The 18,743-nt window shown below is 69.3% G+C and carries 18 protein-coding genes and 1 pseudogene; 8 read left to right on the forward strand and 11 right to left on the reverse strand.

All coding sequences use genetic code 11. The features are described 5' to 3' along the window. Positions 1-21: 21 nt before the first annotated feature. From AB0J78_RS04180 to AB0J78_RS04190, 3 genes are read left to right on the forward strand one after another with little or no spacing between them, the layout of a single operon-like run. Positions 22-540: a dimethylamine monooxygenase subunit DmmA family protein gene (locus AB0J78_RS04180; protein WP_363786777.1), complete on the forward strand. Its 519-nt coding sequence runs from the start codon at positions 22-24 to the stop codon at positions 538-540. Next, positions 537-1,490, forward strand: a complete 954-nt coding sequence (locus AB0J78_RS04185; protein ID WP_363786779.1) for a DUF3445 domain-containing protein — start codon at positions 537-539, stop codon at positions 1,488-1,490. Before AB0J78_RS04180 ends, AB0J78_RS04185 begins: the two co-directional genes overlap by 4 nt. Beyond that, on the forward strand, positions 1,475-2,374 hold the full coding sequence (locus AB0J78_RS04190) for a 2Fe-2S iron-sulfur cluster-binding protein (RefSeq protein WP_363786781.1): 900 nt from the start codon (positions 1,475-1,477) through the stop codon (positions 2,372-2,374). The genes AB0J78_RS04185 and AB0J78_RS04190 overlap by 16 nt, the downstream gene beginning before the upstream one ends. A gap of 120 nt (positions 2,375-2,494) precedes the next feature. Here AB0J78_RS04190 and AB0J78_RS04195 read toward each other — a convergent pair whose 3' ends face one another. Continuing rightward, positions 2,495-4,312, reverse strand: coding sequence for a heavy metal translocating P-type ATPase (locus AB0J78_RS04195; protein WP_363787537.1), 1,818 nt, complete (start codon positions 4,310-4,312; stop codon positions 2,495-2,497). Positions 4,313-4,471: 159 nt separating this feature from the next. Between AB0J78_RS04195 and AB0J78_RS04200 the strand changes: the two genes are divergently transcribed. Then, positions 4,472-4,825 (forward strand): metalloregulator ArsR/SmtB family transcription factor, encoded by a 354-nt coding sequence (locus AB0J78_RS04200; protein ID WP_363786783.1) that lies wholly within the window; start codon positions 4,472-4,474, stop codon positions 4,823-4,825. Here the strand turns inward: AB0J78_RS04200 and AB0J78_RS04205 are convergent. The 3 genes from AB0J78_RS04205 to AB0J78_RS04215 all read right to left on the reverse strand — a co-directional run bounded on the left by AB0J78_RS04205 (position 4,818) and on the right by AB0J78_RS04215 (position 6,653). After that, positions 4,818-5,414 (reverse strand): hypothetical protein, encoded by a 597-nt coding sequence (locus tag AB0J78_RS04205; protein WP_363786785.1) that lies wholly within the window; start codon positions 5,412-5,414, stop codon positions 4,818-4,820. The genes AB0J78_RS04200 and AB0J78_RS04205 overlap by 8 nt on opposite strands. 84 nt (positions 5,415-5,498) lie before the next feature. Next, positions 5,499-6,173 carry a class I SAM-dependent methyltransferase gene (locus tag AB0J78_RS04210; protein ID WP_363787538.1) on the reverse strand — a complete coding sequence of 225 codons (675 nt, stop codon included), beginning with the start codon at positions 6,171-6,173 and terminating at the stop codon, positions 5,499-5,501. Positions 6,174-6,296: 123 nt separating this feature from the next. After that, positions 6,297-6,653 (reverse strand): hypothetical protein, encoded by a 357-nt coding sequence (locus AB0J78_RS04215; RefSeq protein ID WP_363786787.1) that lies wholly within the window; start codon positions 6,651-6,653, stop codon positions 6,297-6,299. 697 nt (positions 6,654-7,350) lie between these two features. On the opposite strand from AB0J78_RS04215, the gene AB0J78_RS04220 reads away from it, so the two are divergent. Continuing rightward, complete coding sequence (locus AB0J78_RS04220; RefSeq protein ID WP_363786789.1) at positions 7,351-7,710, forward strand: BlaI/MecI/CopY family transcriptional regulator; 360 nt, start codon at positions 7,351-7,353, stop codon at positions 7,708-7,710. On the opposite strand, the gene AB0J78_RS04225 is transcribed toward AB0J78_RS04220, so the two are convergent. The 6 genes from AB0J78_RS04225 to AB0J78_RS04250 form a co-directional block, all read right to left on the reverse strand. Then, positions 7,711-8,553 (reverse strand): SAM-dependent methyltransferase, encoded by an 843-nt coding sequence (locus AB0J78_RS04225; protein ID WP_363786791.1) that lies wholly within the window; start codon positions 8,551-8,553, stop codon positions 7,711-7,713. Between the two features lie 167 nt (positions 8,554-8,720). Next, positions 8,721-9,881 carry a lactate 2-monooxygenase gene (locus tag AB0J78_RS04230; RefSeq protein ID WP_363786793.1) on the reverse strand — a complete coding sequence of 387 codons (1,161 nt, stop codon included), beginning with the start codon at positions 9,879-9,881 and terminating at the stop codon, positions 8,721-8,723. A 35-nt stretch (positions 9,882-9,916) separates the two neighbouring features. Then, positions 9,917-11,071, reverse strand: a complete 1,155-nt coding sequence (locus AB0J78_RS04235) for a sulfotransferase (RefSeq protein ID WP_363786795.1) — start codon at positions 11,069-11,071, stop codon at positions 9,917-9,919. A 10-nt stretch (positions 11,072-11,081) separates the two neighbouring features. After that, complete coding sequence (locus AB0J78_RS04240) at positions 11,082-11,864, reverse strand: SDR family oxidoreductase (RefSeq protein ID WP_363787539.1); 783 nt, start codon at positions 11,862-11,864, stop codon at positions 11,082-11,084. Positions 11,865-11,872: 8 nt separating this feature from the next. Further along, the gene (locus AB0J78_RS04245) at positions 11,873-13,036 is read right to left on the reverse strand and encodes a hypothetical protein (protein ID WP_363786797.1); all 1,164 of its coding nucleotides are present in this window, start codon (positions 13,034-13,036) and stop codon (positions 11,873-11,875) included. Positions 13,037-13,113: 77 nt separating this feature from the next. Next, entirely contained in the window at positions 13,114-13,581 is a 468-nt protein-coding gene (locus tag AB0J78_RS04250) for a nuclear transport factor 2 family protein (protein ID WP_363786799.1), read from the reverse strand. A 142-nt stretch (positions 13,582-13,723) separates the two neighbouring features. On the opposite strand from AB0J78_RS04250, the gene cysD reads away from it, so the two are divergent. The 3 genes and pseudogenes from cysD to AB0J78_RS04265 all read left to right on the forward strand — a co-directional run bounded on the left by cysD (position 13,724) and on the right by AB0J78_RS04265 (position 17,664). Beyond that, complete coding sequence (cysD, locus tag AB0J78_RS04255) at positions 13,724-14,629, forward strand: sulfate adenylyltransferase subunit CysD (protein ID WP_363786801.1); 906 nt, start codon at positions 13,724-13,726, stop codon at positions 14,627-14,629. A 218-nt stretch (positions 14,630-14,847) separates the two neighbouring features. After that, positions 14,848-16,668, forward strand: a pseudogene (cysC, locus tag AB0J78_RS04260) (adenylyl-sulfate kinase); the annotation flags it as partial. A 150-nt stretch (positions 16,669-16,818) separates the two neighbouring features. Continuing rightward, on the forward strand, positions 16,819-17,664 hold the full coding sequence (locus AB0J78_RS04265) for a formate/nitrite transporter family protein (RefSeq protein ID WP_363786803.1): 846 nt from the start codon (positions 16,819-16,821) through the stop codon (positions 17,662-17,664). A gap of 58 nt (positions 17,665-17,722) precedes the next feature. On the opposite strand, the gene AB0J78_RS04270 is transcribed toward AB0J78_RS04265, so the two are convergent. Next, positions 17,723-18,583, reverse strand: coding sequence for a helix-turn-helix transcriptional regulator (locus AB0J78_RS04270; protein ID WP_363786805.1), 861 nt, complete (start codon positions 18,581-18,583; stop codon positions 17,723-17,725). Between the last annotated feature and the right edge of the window lie 160 nt (positions 18,584-18,743).

Here is an 18,743-nt window from a genome sequence, read left to right on the forward strand (position 1 = left end):
ACTCGGGGGCGGGGGGACGCGATGACCGACGAGCGGATGGCGGCCGGTGCGCGCACCAGCCTGCCCGCGTGGCCGGAGCGGGTCGAGGCCGATCCGTCGGGCCGGTGGTTCGCGATCCTCGGAATCGGCGACGAGGCGCTGGAGATCACCCGCGGCTGGGTCCGCTCGATCGATCATCCTGTGTGGACGTTCCAGGCCGGCGACGTCGCGACCGCAGCCGACTCCCTGGCCGCGCAGCTGCGGGAGGCGCGGGTCGGGTGGCGTTTGATGCTGGCCGGACCCGAAGCCGACGTGCTGGCCCTGCGCTCGCAGGCGCTCTCGGCCGGTGCCGTGGACGAGGAGATCCGGTGCCGGATCACCACCCGGGAACGGGTGGTGGTGCACTGCGCGCACTGCGCCGCCGACACCGAGGTGAAGGCGTCGGCGGGGGAGCGCACGGCCTGCGGCGGGTGCGGCCGACTGCTGCACATCTACTCCCACGTGTCCCGATTCCGGGGTTCCTACCTGGGTTTTCGCGCCGACGTGGAGGCGTTCCGATGATCCTGCCAGCGCGAGTGCGGCGGTTCCCGTGGCCGCTGGAGGGCGACCACTACCGCTACAGCGTCAACGTCGAGCCCGCACCGCGCGTCCACCGGACGGCGGCGGGCGAGTGGGGCGGCGCGGTCCTGGACTTCAACGAGGCCTACGAGACCGAGCTCGCCGAGCGCGCGGCGATCCTCGGCCGCGACCCGAATCGGCACGTGGAGCTCGAGCACATGCGAGCGGCGTCCTGGGACGCGCTGCTGCACCTGCTCACCGAAGCCGCCGCCACCGACCCGGCGATGACCCTGACACCGTGCGACGACCGCGAATTCCACTGGGAGAACGCGCGACTCGGTGTTGCGCGCCGCTTCCGCTTCGGCGACGACGACTCGCTGGGCGAGCCGCCGCTGCGGTTCGCGGCCTCGCAGGTGCCCGACGACATCGTGCTGCTCGACGAACGCGAGGGGCGGCTGTTCGCCGATGCCGGGGTGGTGACCTTCGCGTCGAACTGGTCGATCCGGTTCGTGCTCGGGATGTCGTTCACCGAACTGCACGGCCCCGTCCCGCGCGACTTCGCCGACGGCGCGATCCCGCGAGCCGAGCGGTTCCTGCTCGGCATGCAAGCCGGCGACTGCTACCGGCGGCTGAACTGGAGCTCGACCGTCGGACACCGGCTGGACGCCTCGCTGGAGGCCTACGACGAGTGGGGTGCCGAGCGCGGCCGACTGTCGGACATCGGCGACGACCTGCACCTCCGGGTGGAGGTCCAGCACCTGATCAGGCTGCCGATGTCGGGTTCGATCATGTTCCTGATCCGCACCCACCTGCTGCCGATGCGGGAACTGGTGCTGGTCCCGGCCTGGCGGGAGCAGTTCGCGGCCGTGCTCGACGAACTGCCCGACGAGATGGCCGACTACAAGGGCTACGGCGAGATCCGGCCCGAGCTGCTCGCATGGCTGCGTCGATGAACCGGCTCACCGTCGCCGACACCCGGATCATCGCCGACGGCGTGCGGGGGATCCGGCTGGTCGGCGAGCTGCGCTCGTACACGCCCGGCAGCCACATCGACGTGCTGTGCGGCACCGACGAGCGGGGACGGCCGCGCTGGAACTCCTACTCGCTCACCGGCGACGGGTTCCGGCCCGAGCACTACGCGATCTCGGTGCGCCTCGGCTCCGGCGGATCGCGCTGGATGCACCGGCTGCGACCGGGTGACGTCGTCGAAACCGGAAACCCTCGAAGCGGTTTCGCACCGGTGCAGACCGCCCGCCACCACCTGCTCGTCGCCGCCGGGATCGGCATCACACCGATCCTCTCGCACTTCCGAGCGGCCGAGCCCTGGCAGCGCTCCGCCGAGGTGCACTACATCTCCCGCGACGCCGCCCACGCCGACGACCTCCCCGGTGCGCACATCACCGACTCCCGCACCGAGTTCTGGCGCGCCCTCGACCTCACCGACCAGCCCCTGGGCACGCACCTCTACGTCTGCGGCCCGACACCGTTCATGGACGAGGTCACCACCCGGGCGCGCGAAGCCGGTTGGCCGCGAACCCGGATCCACGCCGAGCACTTCGGCGCGGAACCGGCCACCGGCGGCCCGTTTACCGCGCACCTGCGCCGAACGGGCACGACCCTCCGCGTCCCGGAGAACCGCACTCTTCTGGACGCCCTCGAATCAGCCGGCGTCGACGTCCGAAGCCGTTGCCGCAAGGGAGTCTGCGGCGAGTGCGTCACCGCCATCACCGCGGGCGATCCGCTCCACCACGACCTCTACCTCTCCGAGGACCAGCGCACCACCCGCATCACCCCGTGCGTCTCCCGGGCACGCGGCACCCTCGAACTCGACCTCTGAGCCACCCACCTCGTCCGTCACCCGCCCAGGTGGTCGGTCCGATTTCAATGGAAATCAGATCCCCGATTTCCATTGAAATCCGGTCACCTGGAGCGGGGTCGGGATCGGGATAGGGGTGGGTCAGCGGGTTTTCCAGGCGTTTCGGCGGAGGAGGCGCAAGCCGTTGAGGGCGACGAGGATCGTGGAGCCTTCGTGACCGGCCACGCCGAGGGGGAGCGGGAGGTGGCCGACGAGGTCCCAGGTGGCGAGGACCGCGATGAACGTGCCCGCGATGACCAGGTTGGCCGTGACGACGCGACGGGCTCGCCGGGAGAGGTCGATGACCGCCGGGATCGCGTTGAGGTCGTCGCGGACGATGATCGTGTCGGCGGTCTGCAAGGTGAGGTCGGAGGCCGCGCCGCCCATGGCGACTCCTGCGTGGGCGGTGGCCATGGCCGGGGCGTCGTTGATGCCGTCGCCGACGAACGTCACGCGGTGACCCGCCGACTGCATCTCGTCGACCTCGTCGAGCTTCTGCTCCGGGAGCAGCCCGGCCCGCACATCGGTGATGCCGACGTGCGCGGCGAGCCGACCCGCCCCGGCCGCCGTGTCGCCGGTGAGCAGAACCGGATCGCTGGTCAGACGGCGGGTGGCCGCCACGGCTTCGGGGGCTTCCGGACGCGGCTGGTCGGTGATCGCCAGCAGCCCGATCGGTTCACCGTCGCGCCGCACGAGCACCGGCGTGTGCCCCGGCTGGGCCTCGAACTCCGCAGGGGCGGCACCGATCTCGACGTGGTGCCCCTCGACCCGGGCGGTGACTCCGCGACCGGGCAGCGCGGCGAAGTCGTCGGCCGGGGGCAGTGCCAGCTCCTCCCGTTCGGCGGCGCGCACCACGGCGGTGGCCAGCGGGTGCTCGCTGGGGCGTTCGGCCGCCGCGGCCACGCGCAGCAGCTCGTCGCGGCTCCACGCGGCGTCGAGCACCCGGACCTCGGCGACCTCCGGAGTTCCCCGGGTGAGCGTGCCGGTCTTGTCGAAGGCGACCTTCGTGGTCGTGCCCAGCCGCTCCATCACCACCGCGGACTTGACCAGCACGCCGTGGCGGCCGGCGTTGGCGATCGCGGCGAGCAGCGGCGGCATCGTCGCCAGCACCACCGCGCACGGCGAGGCGACGATCATGAACGTCATCGCTCGCAGCAGCGATTCCCGCAGGTCGGAGCCGAACAGCAGCGGGATCGCGAACAGCGCCACGGTCGCGGCGACCATGCCGATCGAGTACCGCTGCTCGACCTTCTCGATGAACAGCTGGGTGCGTGCCTTCGTCCGCCCGGCCTCCTCGACCAGCGCCGCGATGCGCGCGACCACCGAGTCCTCCGCGCGGCGGCTCACCCACACGCGCAGCGAGCCGGTGCCGTTGAGGGTGCCCGCGAACACCTCGGACCCGGCCGAGACGTCCACCGGCAGCGGCTCACCGGTGATGGTCGCCTGGTCGACGTCGCTGGCCCCGGACAGCACCGTGCCGTCGGCGGGGACGCGCTCGCCGGGCCGGATGAGCACCTCGTCGCCGACTTCCAGCTCGGCGGCCGGGCGCACCTGCTCGACCCCGCCGGAGGTGACGACCGTGGCGGTGTCGGGGGCGAGGTTCAGAAGCCCGCGCACGGAGTCCTCGGTGCGCGCGGTGGCCAGCGCCTCCAGCGCTCCCGACGTGGCGAAGATGACGATGAGCAGCGCGCCGTCGGTGATCTCGCCGATGGCGGCCGCGCCGATCGCGGCCAGCACCATCAGCAGGTCGACGTCGAGGGTCTTCTCCCGCAGCGCCTGCAGCCCGGCCAGCCCGGGTTCCCACCCGCCGGTGACGTAGCAGGCCAGGTACAGCGCCCACCAGGACCACGCCGGAGCGCCCGCCAGCTGCAGGCCGAGTCCGGCCAGGAACAGGCCGAGCGCGGCGGCTGCCCAGCGCATCTCGGGCAGCGCGAACAGCCGCGTCCGCGCCGGTGGCGCGAGACGTGGGGGAGCAGTGGTGGACGTGGCCACGGTGGAACCTCCGCAGAGCTGAGCTAGACCCGCACAGCAGAACACATGAACATGCGTTCATGCAAATGCGGGTCTAGACTGCTGCGCATGGGACACGGAGTGGATCGGGAGGCGACCAGACTCGACGCGGAGTCGGCCGCGCACGTGGCGAACACGCTGCAGGCGCTGGCCACGCCGAGCCGGCTGCTGATCCTCACCGAACTGCGGCAGGGGCCGCGCCCGGTCACCGAGCTCGCCGAAGCCGTCGGCATGGAGCAGTCCGCGGTGTCCCACCAGCTGCGGCTGCTGCGCAACCTCGGCCTGGTCGTCGGAGCCCGTTCCGGGCGCAGCATCGTCTACAGCCTCTACGACAACCACGTCGCCCAGCTGCTCGACGAGGCCGTCTACCACAGCGAACACCTGCGGCTCGGTCTCCCCGACCGCTCCGGTGCGGTCAGCTGACGCGCAACCCCAGCGAGGCCAGCCGCATCCCTGCCAGCTCCGCGATGACCTCGGCGTCACCCGCGCGCCACGCCGCCGCGGGTTCGGTGCCGACTCGCTTCAGCCTGCGGTGCGGCAGTTCGGTCAGCGCGCGCAGCGCCAGCAGGTCGGGGCCCTGGGCCCGCATCGCCACGGCCTGCCCGGCCGCGCGGGCGTAGCGGACCCGGCGCGGCAACCACACCGCCAGCACCGGGATCAGCGAGAACGCCACGATCACGACCGCGACACCGGTGGCGGCAAGCCCGATCGCCTCCAGCAGTCGCACCCCCGCGTCGATGAGCACGTCCCCGGCCGAGCCGCCCCGCCCCAGCGCGCCGGCGAGGTCGTCGCCGACGAACGGGACTCCCGAGGCGGTGCCTGCCGCGTCGGCGAAGGTGCTCCGGAGCTCGCCGCCCGCCTCGATCATGCGATGCCCAGGTGCCTGCAACTCCAGGACCGCGGACTTCGCCAGACCGGCGAGCCAGCAGAAGCCGGCGACCCACGCGATCGCGAGGACGTCGCACAACACCTGTCCTGCCAAGCGGACCGGGCGTTCGGCGTAGAAGCGCATGCGCGCTTCCTACCAGAGCCGCAGTGAGCCGTCGATCATCCACTGTAGACTATTATTAGCCGATCGCGGCATTCCCAATCATTCTCACGCCGGCTCCTTGCGCCACACCGAGACGTGCTTGCCGCTGGTGCTGGTGAACGGGCTGCGGTCCCAGTCCGCCCAGCGCTCCACCAGGCGCATTCCCGCCAGCCGGGCCATCAGGTCGAGCTCGGCGGGCCAGACGTAGCGGAACGGCATCGAATCGAGGTCCCACCGGCCGTCGCGCATCCAGAAGTGGTGCGAGATCAGGCCTTGGTTCACCACGTCGTACTCGTCGATGCCGACGTGCTCGGCGCCGAACTCGAAGGGCACGTGGGTCTCGCCGAACGGCAGCTTCTGCAGGTCCGGCACGCCGACCTCGATCACGAAGCGCCCGCCCGGCGGCAGGTGCCGCGCGGCGTTGCGGAAGCAGTCGACCTGCTCGTCCTGCGTGGTGAGGTTGTTGATCGTGTTGAACACCAGGAACACCAGGCCGAACTCGCCGGGAACCCTGGTGCGCGCGAAATCACCTGTCGTGACACCGATCCGCTCGCTGCCCGGCTTCGCGCGCAGCCGCGCCAGCATCGCCTCGGACAGGTCGATGCCGTGCACCGGTACGCCCCGCGCGCTCAGCGGCAGGGCCACTCGTCCGGTGCCGATGCCGAGCTCCAGCGCGGCATCGGCACCGGCGAGCTCGGCGAGGAACTCCACCGCGGGCCCGAGTACCGCGGGGGAGAACATGCCCGTCTCGTTGGAGTCGTACTCCGCCGCGACTCTCTCACCGAAATGGTCCACAACCACGCGAGAACCATGACACCGGAGTCCGCGCGGCCGCCACCGATTTTTCGGCGGTCAGCACCCGGGTTACTCGTGCAGCTGCGGCGGCTGGTCGGTGTGGCGGAGCGAGAGCCCGGTACCCCAGCAGTTGGGGCACAGCCGCTGCGCGGTGACGACCTCGGGTGGGGCGGTCTCCTCGCTGCGCCGCACGTGCACCGCCGAGACCTCGCGCTCGCCGTCGCAGTTCTGGCACCGCTCGCGCGGCAGCTCGTCGGCCGGCACGTTCTGGACCTGCCGCACCACCTGGTGGCGCAACTCGCGCAGCTGCGGAGGTTCTTCGTCGGGGTCGGCGTGCCTGCCGAGCAGGTCGGTCTCGGCCAGGGCCGCCTCGAAGGTGAGCAGCAGCTGCTCCACCTCGCCGCCGGGGTTCTCCTGCGCGGTCATCGCGGGTCCCGCGGGTGCGCGGCGTCGGTGGGGCTGGAGTGCTGTGTGGTGGGTGTCATGAAGTCATCCGAATTTCTCTGCGGTGCCCTGGATCGGCCGTCGTCCGGGACGGCGGGCAAGCATCGCAGAGCGCGTCTTCGCGGAATAGGAGGGAATTCACATCGAAGAAAACGATCCGGAAACGCGCTAATCACGCCGCGGCAACCTTGTGCCGTTCTGCAAAGGAGAGTTGTGCGAGTGGAACGCAGGTGTTGCCGCTCATTGATCTGGCCGCGCTTCATCCCCGTTTTCTGAAATGGTGTCGTCCGGATTCCGGTTGCGAAACACCTGGTGAGCAGGCATAGCTGAACTTCAGCGACATGCCCGGATCGGCTCAATCGGATGAGCGAATTCCGCTTGATGTGGTTTCATCGCGGGGCTGGGCGGGATCCCAGGGGGGATTGGGACCCGCCCAGCATTCGGCGAGGACCGGTGAGGGGGAATTGCCGGTTTCCTCGCGAGGTAGCGGCGTCGGGGACTTGGGGGCTGCACCGCTACTAACGATCATAGTAGATGTGAATCCTATTGCGGGTCAACGGCCTTGCGGACCGCCTCCGGTCCAAAATGGATTGTGGATCGCCAAAAAAGCCGAACCCGATTCACATAGCGCGCGCGACGTGCGCGTCCGGACGTACGATGTGCCCGGGGAGGAAGGCCGATGCGTTGTCTGGGCGAGCTCGAATCCGCGGTGATGCGGGTGCTGTGGGACTCGGTGGAGCCGATCAAGGTGCGCGCGGTGCTGTCGCGGCTCGACACCGGCCGGTCGCTGGCTTACACGACCGTGCTGACGGTGCTCGACAACCTGCATCGGAAGGGCTGGGTGCAGCGGGACCTGGACGGCCGGGCCTACCTGTACCGGCCGACGCGCACCCGCGAGGAAGCCGCGGCCCGGTCGTTGCACCAGGTGCTCGTCGCCTCGGGCGCCCCGGACGTCGTCCTTGCGCACTTCGTCGCCTCGGTCAGCGATGAGCAGGCGGAAACGCTGCGCGCGGCGCTGCGCGAGCGCGAACGGGGCTGATCAGGGCTTGTAGGCGAGGCCGCCGAGGATCAGGCGCTCGACCAGCGAGGGCTCGCGCAAGCGGGGGCCGTCCGGCCACCAGTCGTTGAGCTCGACGAGTCCCGGTTCGACGAGCTCCAGCCCCGCGAAGAGCTCGGCGATCTCCGCGCGCGTGCGGTAGCGGCCGGTGCCCATCGACGACTCGCGCCAGCGCTGCTCCAGCTCCCGGGCCATCCGGTGTCCTTCGGGCAGTTCGTCGCCCGGGTCCCACCAGTGCGAGATCGCCAGGTAGGAGCCCGACGGCAGCGCGTCGACGTAGTGCTTCATGAACGCGGCCGGATCCGCCTCGTCGTCGATGTGGTGCAGCGTCGCGCACTGGATCAGGACGATCGGCCGGGCGAAGTCCAGCTTGGCGACCTGCGGCGCCGCCAGCAGGGCCGCCGGGTCGCGCAGGTCCGAGGTGGCGAAGTGGGTGTGGTCGTTCTCCTCCATCAGCGCCCGCCCGTAGGCGGCCACGGTCGCGTCGTTGTCGACGTAGACCACCGTGGCGTCGGCGTTGTGGCGCTGGGCGACCTCGTGGGTGTTCTCCACGGTCGGCAGGCCGGAACCGATGTCGAGGAACTGGTCGATTCCGACCTCGAATCCCGCCAGGTGCCGCACCACGCGGATCAGCCAGCGGCGGATCGACTTGGCCACCTCGTCGCCCTGCGGCGCGACCGCCTGGATCGTCTCGTAGACCTCCCGGTCGGCCGCGAAGTTGTCCTTGCCGCCCAGGAACATGTCGTAGACGCGCGCGATGCTCGCCTTGCTGGTGTCAATGCCGGCCGCCGTCCCGACGCCGGCGGCCTCGCCTTCGATTCCCATCGGCCCCGAACTCCAGTGGACTCGATCACGTTTCGCCGGAGTGTAGCGGCGTTCGCCACCGCGCGGGACCCGGCGGCCGATCCTGCCCGGACATCCCGCGCGGTGCTCTCCGTTCCCGATTCCGATGTGGACGAAACCGATTGTCCGGCAACGGAACTCGGCGCGAATCAGGACAGCCGGCGGAGGGCTTCCCGGGTCAGGTCGGCGATCGAGGGGTAGCCGTCCACGGCCATGATGAGGTCCGCTTCGGCGAGGAGGCTCCGGAGCACGTGGACGACGCCCGGGGTACCGCCGAGCGCGAGTCCGTAGGCGTAGGGACGGCCGATTCCCACGGCCGTGGCGCCCAGGGACAGGGCCTTGACGATGTCGGCGCCGCTGCGGACACCGGAGTCGAACAGCACCGGCATGCCGTCGGCCGCATCGACGACCTCGGGCAGCACCTCCAGGGCCGGAAGGCCACCGTCGGCCTGCCGACCGCCGTGGGTGGAGCAGTAGATGCCGTCCACGCCGCCGTCCTTGGCGCGGCGGACGTCGTCGGGGTGGCAGATGCCCTTGACGATCAGCGGCAGGTCGGTCAGCGACCGCAGCCACGGCAGGTCGTTCCAGTTCAGCGGATTTCCGAAGGTGGAGACCCAGCGCATCACCGCGGCACCCGGGTCCTCTTCCGGCGTCTTGTCCAGTCCCGCGCGGAAGACCGGATCGCTGTAGTAGTTGCTCAGGCAGTGCCCGCGCAGTTGCGGGAAGTTCGAGGTGGACAGGTCGCGCGGCCGCCACCCGGGGATCCAGGTGTCCAGGGTGACGACGATGCCCTTGTAACCTGCGTTCTCGGCCCGGCGCACCAGGCTTTCCGCCAGATCCCGGTCCTTCGGCGTGTAGAGCTGGAAGAAGCCCGGTGTGCCACCGAATTCGCCCGCCACGTCCTCCATCGGATCCGACGACAGCGTGGAGGCCACCATCGGCACACCGCTCTGCGCCGCCGCGCGCGCCGTGGCCAGGTCGCCGTGCCCGTCCTGCGCGCAGATCCCGAGCACGCCGATCGGCGCCATGAACACCGGTGAGGGCAGCTTCAGGCCGAACAGGTCCACTTCGAGGTCGCGCTCGGTGGCGCCGACGAACATGCGCGGGACGAGCCCCCAGCGCTCGAAGGCGGTGACGTTCGCGCGCTGCGTGCGCTCCGAGCCGGCGCCGCCGTGGACGTAGGACCAGACCGTCGGCGACATGGCCGCTCGCGCGCGTTCCTCCAGCTCCTCGAACTCCACGGGCAGATCGGGCAGCACTCCGCTCAACCCGTTGAGGTAGATCTCCAGCTGGTAGTCGCCGTACGCCATGCCCGCCCCTCCGGTCGTCGAATCCGATCCGGAATCTAACCGACGGGAGCCCACCCGGCGAAGCGCTCGTCGACCTCTTCGGGTCGCAATCCGAATTCGGCCAGCGAATACCGGTGCGCGGGCTTGGCGTGACCTGCGGTGCTCTCGGAGTGCAGGTTCCGCATCGCTGTTGCCGCGTTCTCGCTCAGCGGTAGTCCGAAATGCCCGTAGATCCGCTCCACCACGCCGATCGGGTCGGCGATGAAGTCCTCGTAGCGCACGTCGAAGAACCGGTCCGGGTCGTGCCGGGCCCGCGCGGCGTTGAACTCCGCCAGCCCGCGCGACCACAGGTCGAGCTGGTCGCGGCCGATCGTGCCGCCGTGGAAGGTCTCCGACCACTCGTGGGTGGCGTGCGCGGCCAGGCTGCACACCGAGGCGATCGCGGTGCGCGGCTCCCGGTGGGTCTGGATCACCAGCGCGTCAGGGTAGGTCTCGAACAGGGCGTCCAGCGCGAACAGGTGGCTCGGGTTCTTCAGCACCCAGCGCCGGTTGTTCTCGGGCAACCCGATCAGCTGCAGGTTGCGCTTGTGCCGGGCGTAGGCCGACGTCCAGTCCTGGCCTTCCAGCCAGCGCGAATAGGTCGGCAGGTGCGCCAGGCACTCGTAGGAGATCGAGCGCATCGACTGCCGCAGCAGCTGCCAGCACTCCTCGACCTGCTCGGCGGACATGTAGTGCACGCCCATGAACTCGGGGTGCTCCACGTGGTGCTGGGTGTAGCCCTGCTGGATTCCCCGGAAGACGGGGTCGTCCTCCCAGGTCGAGCGCGGTGGCCGAGGCTGCGGCACCTCGGTCAGCCACAGCTCCAGCCCCTGGTTGCCCGTGTCGGCGGTCAGCAGCCGGTGCAGTGCCGTGGTGCCGGTGCGCGGCAGCCCGGTGACGAAGATGGGTCGTTCGACGGCCACCTCGGCGTGCTGCGGGTGCTGCTTCCACGCCGCTTCGCTGAACAACCGCGCGGTCAACGCACCCCGCAGGAAGGCCCGCTTGACCTTGTTCCCCAACGGCGTCAGGTCCGCATCCCGCTCGTAGGACTCCAACAGCACGCCGAGACCGTCGGTGTAGTCGTCGGTTCCGAAGTCGTCCAGCCCGACGAGACGACTGGCCGAGGCGTGCAGGTCTTCGACGGTGCCGACGTTCTCGCGTCCGATGCTCATCAACGACTCCTCAGTGGTGGAATTCGCCTGCGTTGACGTCTAGGCACTGCCCGGTGACGATCCTGGCCATGTCGGAGATCAGGAACAGCGCGGCGTCGGCGATTTCCTCCGGTTCCGGGAGTCTCCGCAGGTCGGTGGTAGCGGCGGTCTCTTCGTAGACCTCGTCGCGGGTGACGCCGCGCTGCTCGGCGAGGTGGCCGAGGTACCACTTCAGCGAGTCCGCCCAGATGTAGCCGGGCGCGATCGAGTTGACCCGCACGCCTTTCGGTCCGAGTTCGGTGGCCAGGCTCTGCGCCAGCGACAGCAGGCTGGACTTGGCCATCTTGTAGGCGCCGTAGTGGCGGCGGGAGTGCCGCACCACCGCCGAGTTCACCATCAGCACCGCGCCCCGGGTCTCGGCCAGCGCCGGGGCGAACAGCCGGGTCAGCCGCAGCGCGGCGATCGAGGTGGTCTCGAAGCCCTGCCGGATCGCTTCCAGGTCGGTGTCGGCGAGGTCGGCCAGCGGCGGGATCGCGAAGGCGTTGTTGATCAGCGCGTCCACCCGGCCGAAGTGCTCCACCGAGCGGTTCGCCAGTGCGGCGCAGTCGTCGGCGTCGGTGATGTCGGTGGGCACCACCAGGGCGCGGCGGCCCAGTGCGGTGACCTCCTCGGCGACTTCCTCGAGCCGCTTCTCGGTGCGCGAGGCCAGCACCACGTCGGCTCCGGCCTGCGCGCTGCGCAGGGCCAGCGACCGGCCCAAACCGGGGCCGATTCCCGAGACGACGACGACCTTGTCGCTCAGCAGTCCGTCCAGCATCGGCCTCACCCCAGCATCCGGTAGTGCACGGCTGCTTGCCGCGCGGCGATTCGCTCCCGCCACTCCTGCGGTGTCACGCGGGAGCGCTCGTGATGCGGAAGTCGTTGCGGCAGTTCGTCGAACCCGACGATCTCCACCTCCGGGCCGTCGTCGGGTCCCAGGTCGCGGGAGAGTCGCTGCCAGCGGATCTGCATGTAGCCGCGCTGGTGCCCGGTCAGCTCGATCCAGTTGGCCAGGCCCGGATCGCGCTCGGTGATGACGAACCGGATCTTGCCGTCGGGGTCGGTGCGCGCCTGCTGCGCGGTGAGGCTCGTCTGGTGGTTGATGTAGTCGGTGGAGACGTACCAGGGGCTGCCGAGCTGAAAACCCTGGTAGGGGGCCTCGGACCGCGGAACGGTGATGATCATCGCCTGGTCCTCGGACAGCTCGAAGTGCCCGGCCGAGGAGAACTGCGTGGCCAGGCCGCCCGGGGTCGAGCGCGGATCGTTCATCGTGTTCACCGGCTGGTTCAGGTAGAACCACTCGGGGAACGCCAGGAACGTCCGCAACCGGCTCAGCAGGATCTTGCCCGCGACGCCGTAGCGCTTGGTCAGCAGGTCGATCGTGCGCGGCGGGGGAGCGGTTCCCGAGGTGTCCTCGCGGCGGATCCGGATCAGGCCGCGCCGCTCCGCATCCCAGTCGCTGTAGACCTCGCGCACCACCAGCATCGCCGAACCCGGTGCGAGCGTGAAGTAGTTCGGACCGGCGGGGCCGGGGCCGAAGCGCACCTCGAAGTCGCCGTTGTCGTCGATGTCGATCCGCCGGTCGTCGAAGGCGGCGAGGCTGTCGGGCACGTCCACCGGCGAGTAGTCGCCGTTGAGCACCTGGAAGCTCAGATCCGCGGTGCTGCCGCGCTTTCCGGTCACCACGTACTCGGCGTCGTCGCGGATGTAGGAGTGGAAGTACAGCGCGTCCGGGTTGTCCAGGCCCATCTTGGTGTGGGGGCCGGTGGACTGGACGAAGTACGGGAAGTCCCGCTCGTAGGCCCAAGCCAGCATGAGGGAGGCCTGGATGCTTCCCGCGAGGTAGTCGTACCCCTCGATGAGGTCCTGCTCGTCGCGGATGTGCTTGGCGTGCCGGATGACCTCCTCGGCTTCGGAGACGGCATCGGCGAAGGGCTGAGTGAGCATAAGCTCCTCTTGAGAACTCGTTCTAGTGCTATGCGGTCGTCTTGGCTGTCGAGGTCCGGCTGAAGCTCCCGTGCTCCTCAGCTCCAGCGGTTCGCGGTGAGCTTGAAGTTCGGGAGGTCGTCGAAGGTGTGCATCAGCTCGTAGGTGCGGGTGTAGCCGGTCTTGCTGATGCGCCACTGGCCGTCGGACTCGCGGCGGTAGGTGTCCTCGTAGAAGGCCGCGCCCTTGATGAAGGTCTTGAACTCGGTGGCGATGACCGTGTCCTCGAAGCCCCAGATCCCGGTCGCGGTGTCGCCGTCGATGTCGATCTCGGGCTGGCCGGCGGAGTGCGTGGTGATGATGCTCGGGCCGAGGTTCTCCCGCATGAACTTCAGGATCTCCTCCCGGCTGGTGAGTTCGAGCTTGGAGCCCGTGGCCTCGGTGCCGTACTCGGCCACGGCGTCCTCGGTGAGCGCCTCGGCGAGCACGTGCCAGAGCTTGAGGTCGACCGCGCGCAGGTAGCGGTACTTCAGTCGTTTGATCTCCTCCAGCGCGACGAGGTCCATGACGCCTCCTTGTGTCTTGCGAGGGTTGGCTTCGAGGGGGTGGACCCAGCTTTCCGCGCAGCTTGACCGAGCGCAAGAACTTGTTCTACTTTTCTGTGAAACTTGTTCTAGGTTCGGTGTCGATGGAAAGGGCGGGTCCCGGGTGACCACGACCTACGAGCTGACCCACCTGCGCGGCCTGGAAGCCGAGACGGTGCACGTGTTCCGCGAGGTCGCCGCATCCTTCGAGAGACCCGCGCTGCTGTTCTCCGGCGGCAAGGACTCCGCGCTGATGCTGCACATCGCCACCAAGGCGTTCTGGCCCGCACCGCTGCCGTTCCCGGTCCTGCACATCGACACCGGCCACAACTTCGACGAGGTCATCGACTTCCGCGACCGCACCGTGCGGCGGCTCGGCCTGCGCCTGCTGGTCGGCAGCGTGCAGGATGACATCGACGCCGGCCGCTCCGTCGAGCAGCCCGGAGCCGGCCGCAACCGGCTGCAGACCCAGACCCTGCTGCGCAGCATCGGCGAGCACCGCTTCGACGCCGTCTTCGGTGGCGCCCGCCGCGACGAGGAGAAGGCCCGGGCCAAGGAGCGCGTGTTCAGCTTCCGCGACGAGTTCGGCCAGTGGGACCCGCGCAACCAGCGCCCCGAGCTGTGGCACCTCTACAACGGCAGGCACCGCAAGGGCGAGCACATCCGCGTCTTCCCGCTGTCGGACTGGACCGAGCTCGACATCTGGCAGTACGTCCTCGACGAGGGCGTCGAACTCCCGTCGATCTACTACGCCCACCGGCGCACCGTCTTCGAGCGCGACGGCATGCTGCTGGCCACCAACCCGCACCTGACGCCGGCCGAGGACGAGCAGCCCTACGAGGCCACCGTCCGCTTCCGCACCGTGGGCGACACGACCTGCACCGGCTGCGTGCCCTCCACGGCGAGCACCGTCAGCGAGGTCGTCGCCGAGGTCGCCGCTGCCCGCCTCACCGAACGCGGAGCCACCCGCGCCGACGACCGCATCTCAGAAGCAGGAATGGAAGACCGAAAACGAGAGGGCTACTTCTGAATGGGTGTTCGGTGGCTGGGTTGCTCAGCGGTGCGGGTGGCGGAACGTCAGACGCCTTCTGGCTCCGGGATCCGAGAGTCATGTATGCCAATGCACGGCGCTACGGCTGTCCTCCCCGGAAGATGTCTGAGAACCCGCGGCGGTGCCGGTTGCTCGGGTGGGGCAAGGAGAAACGGCTTCGCCGTTGCAAAGCAAGTAGCGGAAGCGCGACCGCACGAGGAGCTTCGATGACGCAGCTGCTTCGGTTGGCCACCGCTGGAAGCGTTGATGACGGCAAATCCACGCTGATCGGGCGCTTGCTGTACGACTCCAAGACGATCCTCAGCGACCAGCTGGAGGCCGTGGAGCGCGCCAGTCACGGGACCGACGGTCCCGACCTCGCGCTGCTCACCGACGGTTTGCGGGCCGAGCGCGAGCAGGGCATCACCATCGACGTCGCGCACCGCTACTTCGCCACGCCCCGGCGCAAGTTCATCATCGCCGACACCCCCGGGCACATCCAGTACACGCGCAACATGGTCACCGGCGCCTCCACCGCCGACCTCGCGCTGGTGCTCGTCGACGCGCGCAAGGGCGTGCTGGAGCAGTCCCGCAGGCACGCGTTCCTGGCCAGCCTGCTCGGGATCCCGCACCTGGTGGTGTGCGTGAACAAGATGGACCTCGTGGGCCACTCGCAGCAGCGCTTCGAGGAGATCCGCGCCGAGTTCGCCTCCTTCGCGATGAAGCTCGACGCCCCGGACCTGACGTTCATCCCGGTCTCGGCGCTGCGCGGCGACAACATCGTGCACCGCAGCGAGAACATGCCCTGGTACGAGGGGACTTCGCTGCTGCACCACCTCGAAGAGGTCCACGTCGCCTCCGACCGCAACCTCATCGACGCGCGGCTGCCGGTGCAGTACGTCATCCGCGACGGCGACTTCCGGGGATATGCGGGAACCGTCGCGGGCGGTGTGCTCAAACCAGGTGACGACGTCGTCGTGCTGCCCTCGGGCTTCACCAGCGGCATCGAGGAGATCTGGGGACCGGGCGGGGAAGTCGTCGAGGAGGTGTTCACGCCGCAGGCCGTCACCGTGCGGCTCACCGACGACCTCGACGTCTCGCGCGGCGACATGATCTGCCGTCCGCAGAACCGGCCGCACGCGAGCCAGGACGTCGACGCCCTGGTCTGCTGGCTCACCGAGCACACCGCGCTGGAACCCGGCGGCCGCTACGCCCTCCAGCACACCACGCGCGGCACGCGCGCCCAGGTGCGGCAGCTGGACTACCGGCTCGACATCAACACCCTGCACCGCGACACGAGCGCGACGTCCTTGTCCCTCAACGAGATCGGCCGGATCCGCTTGCGCGCGCAGCAGCCGCTGCTGTTCGACGCCTACCGCCGCAACCGCACGACGGGCAGCTTCATCCTCGTCGACGAGGCCACCAACAACACCGTCGCCGCAGGCATGATCACCGGCCCGGACATCGCCGAGTCCAACGTCAGCTGGGTCTCCACGGCCGTGCGCAGGGAACAGCGCCGGACTCGAGGAGCGACGGTGTGGCTCACCGGGCTGTCGGGGTCGGGCAAGTCCAGCGTGGCCGTCGAACTGGAACGCCGGCTGGTCGCGGCGGGAAGGCCGGCCTACCTGCTCGACGGCGACAACCTGCGCCACGGCCTCAACGCCGACCTGGGCTTCAGCGCCGAGGACCGGGCTGAGAACGTGCGCCGCGTCGGCGAGGTGGCGCGGCTGTTCGCCGACTCCGGCGTGGTGTCGATCGTGTCGCTGATCAGCCCCTACCGCGCCGACCGCGACCGGGCGCGGCAGGTGCACCAGGACGCGGAGCTGACCTTCGTGGAGGTCTTCGTCGACACCCCGATCGAGATGTGCGAGGCGCGCGACCCCAAGGGCCTCTACGCGCGGGCGCGGGCGGGGGAGATCACCGGCTTCACCGGCGTCGACGACGTCTACGAGCCTCCGCAGAACCCCGACCTGGTGCTGCGGCCGGACACCGGCGATCCCGGTGTGATGGCTTCGATGATCGTGAACCTGCTGGACTGACGACGAAGCCCTCGAAGCCGTGAGGTCCTTTTGACGCCGATCTCGCCGGCGCGTTACAACGCGGAAATCACGGATGCGGAAACTGCCAGCCAGACCGGGAACAGACCTCCCCACGGTACCTGGTTCCCCTTCCGGCTTCGAGGAGTTCCCTTGTCCTACGTGAGTCCGCCCGAGTTCGTCACCAAGATGATCGACGCGGGCGAGTCCAAGATCTTCATGTCGACCCGGGACACCGTGATCCGCGCGTACATGGCCGGTGCGATCCTGGCGCTGGCCGCCGCTTTCGCGGTGAGCGTCACCGTCGAGACCGGTGTCCCGCTGATCGGAGCGCTGCTGTTCCCGGTCGGCTTCTGCCTGCTCTACCTGCTGGGTTTCGACCTGCTCACCGGCGTTTTCACGCTCGCCCCGCTGGCGTGGCTGGACAAGCGGCCCGGGGTGAAGATCAGCGGTGTCCTGCGCAACTGGGGCCTGGTGTTCCTCGGCAACTTCGCCGGTGCGCTGACCGTGGCAGTGCTGATGTCGATCATCGTCACCTACGCGTTCACGGTCGATCCCAACGCCATCGGGCAGAAGCTCGGTTCGATCGGGGAGATCCGGACCGTCGGCTACGCCGAGCACGGCGCCGCAGGCATGCTGACGCTGTTCGTGCGCGGCGTGCTGTGCAACTGGATGGTCTCCACCGGGGTCGTCGCGGCGATGATGTCGAGGTCGGTGTCCGGCAAGGTGATCGGCATGTGGATGCCGATCCTGGTGTTCTTCTACATGGGGTTCGAGCACTCGGTGGTCAACATGTACCTGTTCCCGAGCGGTCTGATGCTCGGCGGCGACTTCTCCATCGCCGATTACCTCATCTGGAACGAGATTCCCACGGTGGTCGGAAATCTCGTCGGTGGTGTCGTCTTCGTCGGTCTGGCCCTCTACGCCACCCACGGACGCACCAAGGCTCCCCGCAAGATCCAGCAGGCCCCGGCCGAAGCCCCGGCCCCCGTCGGCTGACCTCCTGAGCGCGCGACGAGGCCCCCTCCGGCGCGGAGGGGGGCCTCGTCGCGATTAATCAGAACTCGATCTGGTTCCGGTACTCCTTCGCCAGCTCCTGCAGGCGGGCCACGGTGTCGTGGCGCTCCAGCGCGGCTCCGCGCAACCGGTCCCAGGCGTCGTTGAACAGGTTGAAGTCGTCCTCGTCGTCCAGGTAGAGCCCGCCTGCGACGTGCTCGACGAAGACGAAGTCCTTGGTGCCGTCGGCGAACCGCATGATCGTGAAGTCGTTGGGCACGTACGGCAGCCGCACGTCGAACGGCAGGATGTGCACGTACGCCTTCGGGTACCGCGTCTGCAGGTCCAGCAGGTGCTCGACCTGGTCCAGCGCGACCGACGGGTTCGGCCCGCCCGGCATCCGGTGGAACGCGGCTTCGCTGAGCACGAAGCGGTAGTAGGGCGGGCGCGGCAGGTCGAAGACCCGCCTGCGGTCCAGCCGGTTCCGCACCAGCGCGGTGACGTCGGTGGCGCGGTCCTCGGAGAACTGGGTGAGCATGTAGTGCTCGGACTGCAGCGGGCCCGGGATGCGCTCGCCGTGCCAGCTGAGGATCTCTGTGGCGGCCGGTTCGAGGTCGGTGAAGGTGCGGAACCACTGCGGCACCGCCGAGCGGTAGCCGGCCCACTGGCCGCGCTGCCCGGAGCTGGACTGCGCGAGGTCCAGCATCAGATCGGCTTCGGCCTTGCCGGAGTTGAACGACTCCAGCATCTTCTGCAGCTCGGCCTTCTTGACCGCGACCGTGCCCGACTCGATCTTGTTGATCTTGCCTTGGCTGCATCCGAGCAGCTCGGCGACGTCCTGCTGGGTCATGCCCGCGGTCTGCCGCGCGCGGCGAATCTCGTTTCCGAGCTGCCTGCGTCGCGAAGTTACCGTGCTCGGCACCAGATCTCCGCTCGTATGCTCTGCCGTCACCACGTCTGACAAGCGCAAACGCGTCTGTCAAGAACAACACTGTAATGCACTCGGACGTGGATGCCCGGCAAACGGGTCACCGCCGGTGATCCGCGCCGACGGTGATTAATCAGTGAGCGGCTGTGAGCTG

This window comes from Saccharopolyspora sp. NPDC049426, from assembly GCF_040676935.1.
In the GTDB taxonomy this organism is placed as follows: Bacteria; Actinomycetota; Actinomycetes; order Mycobacteriales; family Pseudonocardiaceae; genus Saccharopolyspora.

What these genes read in the sequence shown, in the direction of transcription:
- AB0J78_RS04180 (WP_363786777.1), top strand. Translation starts at nt 22, where the DNA reads ATGACCGACGAGCGGATGGCGGCCGGTGCGCGCACCAGCCTGCCCGCG.
- AB0J78_RS04185 (WP_363786779.1), top strand. Translation starts at nt 537, where the DNA reads ATGATCCTGCCAGCGCGAGTGCGGCGGTTCCCGTGGCCGCTGGAGGGC.
- AB0J78_RS04190 (WP_363786781.1), top strand. Translation starts at nt 1,475, where the DNA reads ATGGCTGCGTCGATGAACCGGCTCACCGTCGCCGACACCCGGATCATC.
- AB0J78_RS04195 (WP_363787537.1), bottom strand. Translation starts at nt 4,312, where the DNA reads ATGCGCTGGGCAGCCGCCGCGCTCGGCCTGTTCCTGGCCGGACTCGGC.
- AB0J78_RS04200 (WP_363786783.1), top strand. Translation starts at nt 4,472, where the DNA reads ATGGGACACGGAGTGGATCGGGAGGCGACCAGACTCGACGCGGAGTCG.
- AB0J78_RS04205 (WP_363786785.1), bottom strand. Translation starts at nt 5,414, where the DNA reads ATGCGCTTCTACGCCGAACGCCCGGTCCGCTTGGCAGGACAGGTGTTG.
- AB0J78_RS04210 (WP_363787538.1), bottom strand. Translation starts at nt 6,173, where the DNA reads ATGTTCTCCCCCGCGGTACTCGGGCCCGCGGTGGAGTTCCTCGCCGAG.
- AB0J78_RS04215 (WP_363786787.1), bottom strand. Translation starts at nt 6,653, where the DNA reads ATGACCGCGCAGGAGAACCCCGGCGGCGAGGTGGAGCAGCTGCTGCTC.
- AB0J78_RS04220 (WP_363786789.1), top strand. Translation starts at nt 7,351, where the DNA reads ATGCGTTGTCTGGGCGAGCTCGAATCCGCGGTGATGCGGGTGCTGTGG.
- AB0J78_RS04225 (WP_363786791.1), bottom strand. Translation starts at nt 8,553, where the DNA reads ATGGGAATCGAAGGCGAGGCCGCCGGCGTCGGGACGGCGGCCGGCATT.
- AB0J78_RS04230 (WP_363786793.1), bottom strand. Translation starts at nt 9,881, where the DNA reads ATGGCGTACGGCGACTACCAGCTGGAGATCTACCTCAACGGGTTGAGC.
- AB0J78_RS04235 (WP_363786795.1), bottom strand. Translation starts at nt 11,071, where the DNA reads ATGAGCATCGGACGCGAGAACGTCGGCACCGTCGAAGACCTGCACGCC.
- AB0J78_RS04245 (WP_363786797.1), bottom strand. Translation starts at nt 13,036, where the DNA reads ATGCTCACTCAGCCCTTCGCCGATGCCGTCTCCGAAGCCGAGGAGGTC.
- AB0J78_RS04250 (WP_363786799.1), bottom strand. Translation starts at nt 13,581, where the DNA reads ATGGACCTCGTCGCGCTGGAGGAGATCAAACGACTGAAGTACCGCTAC.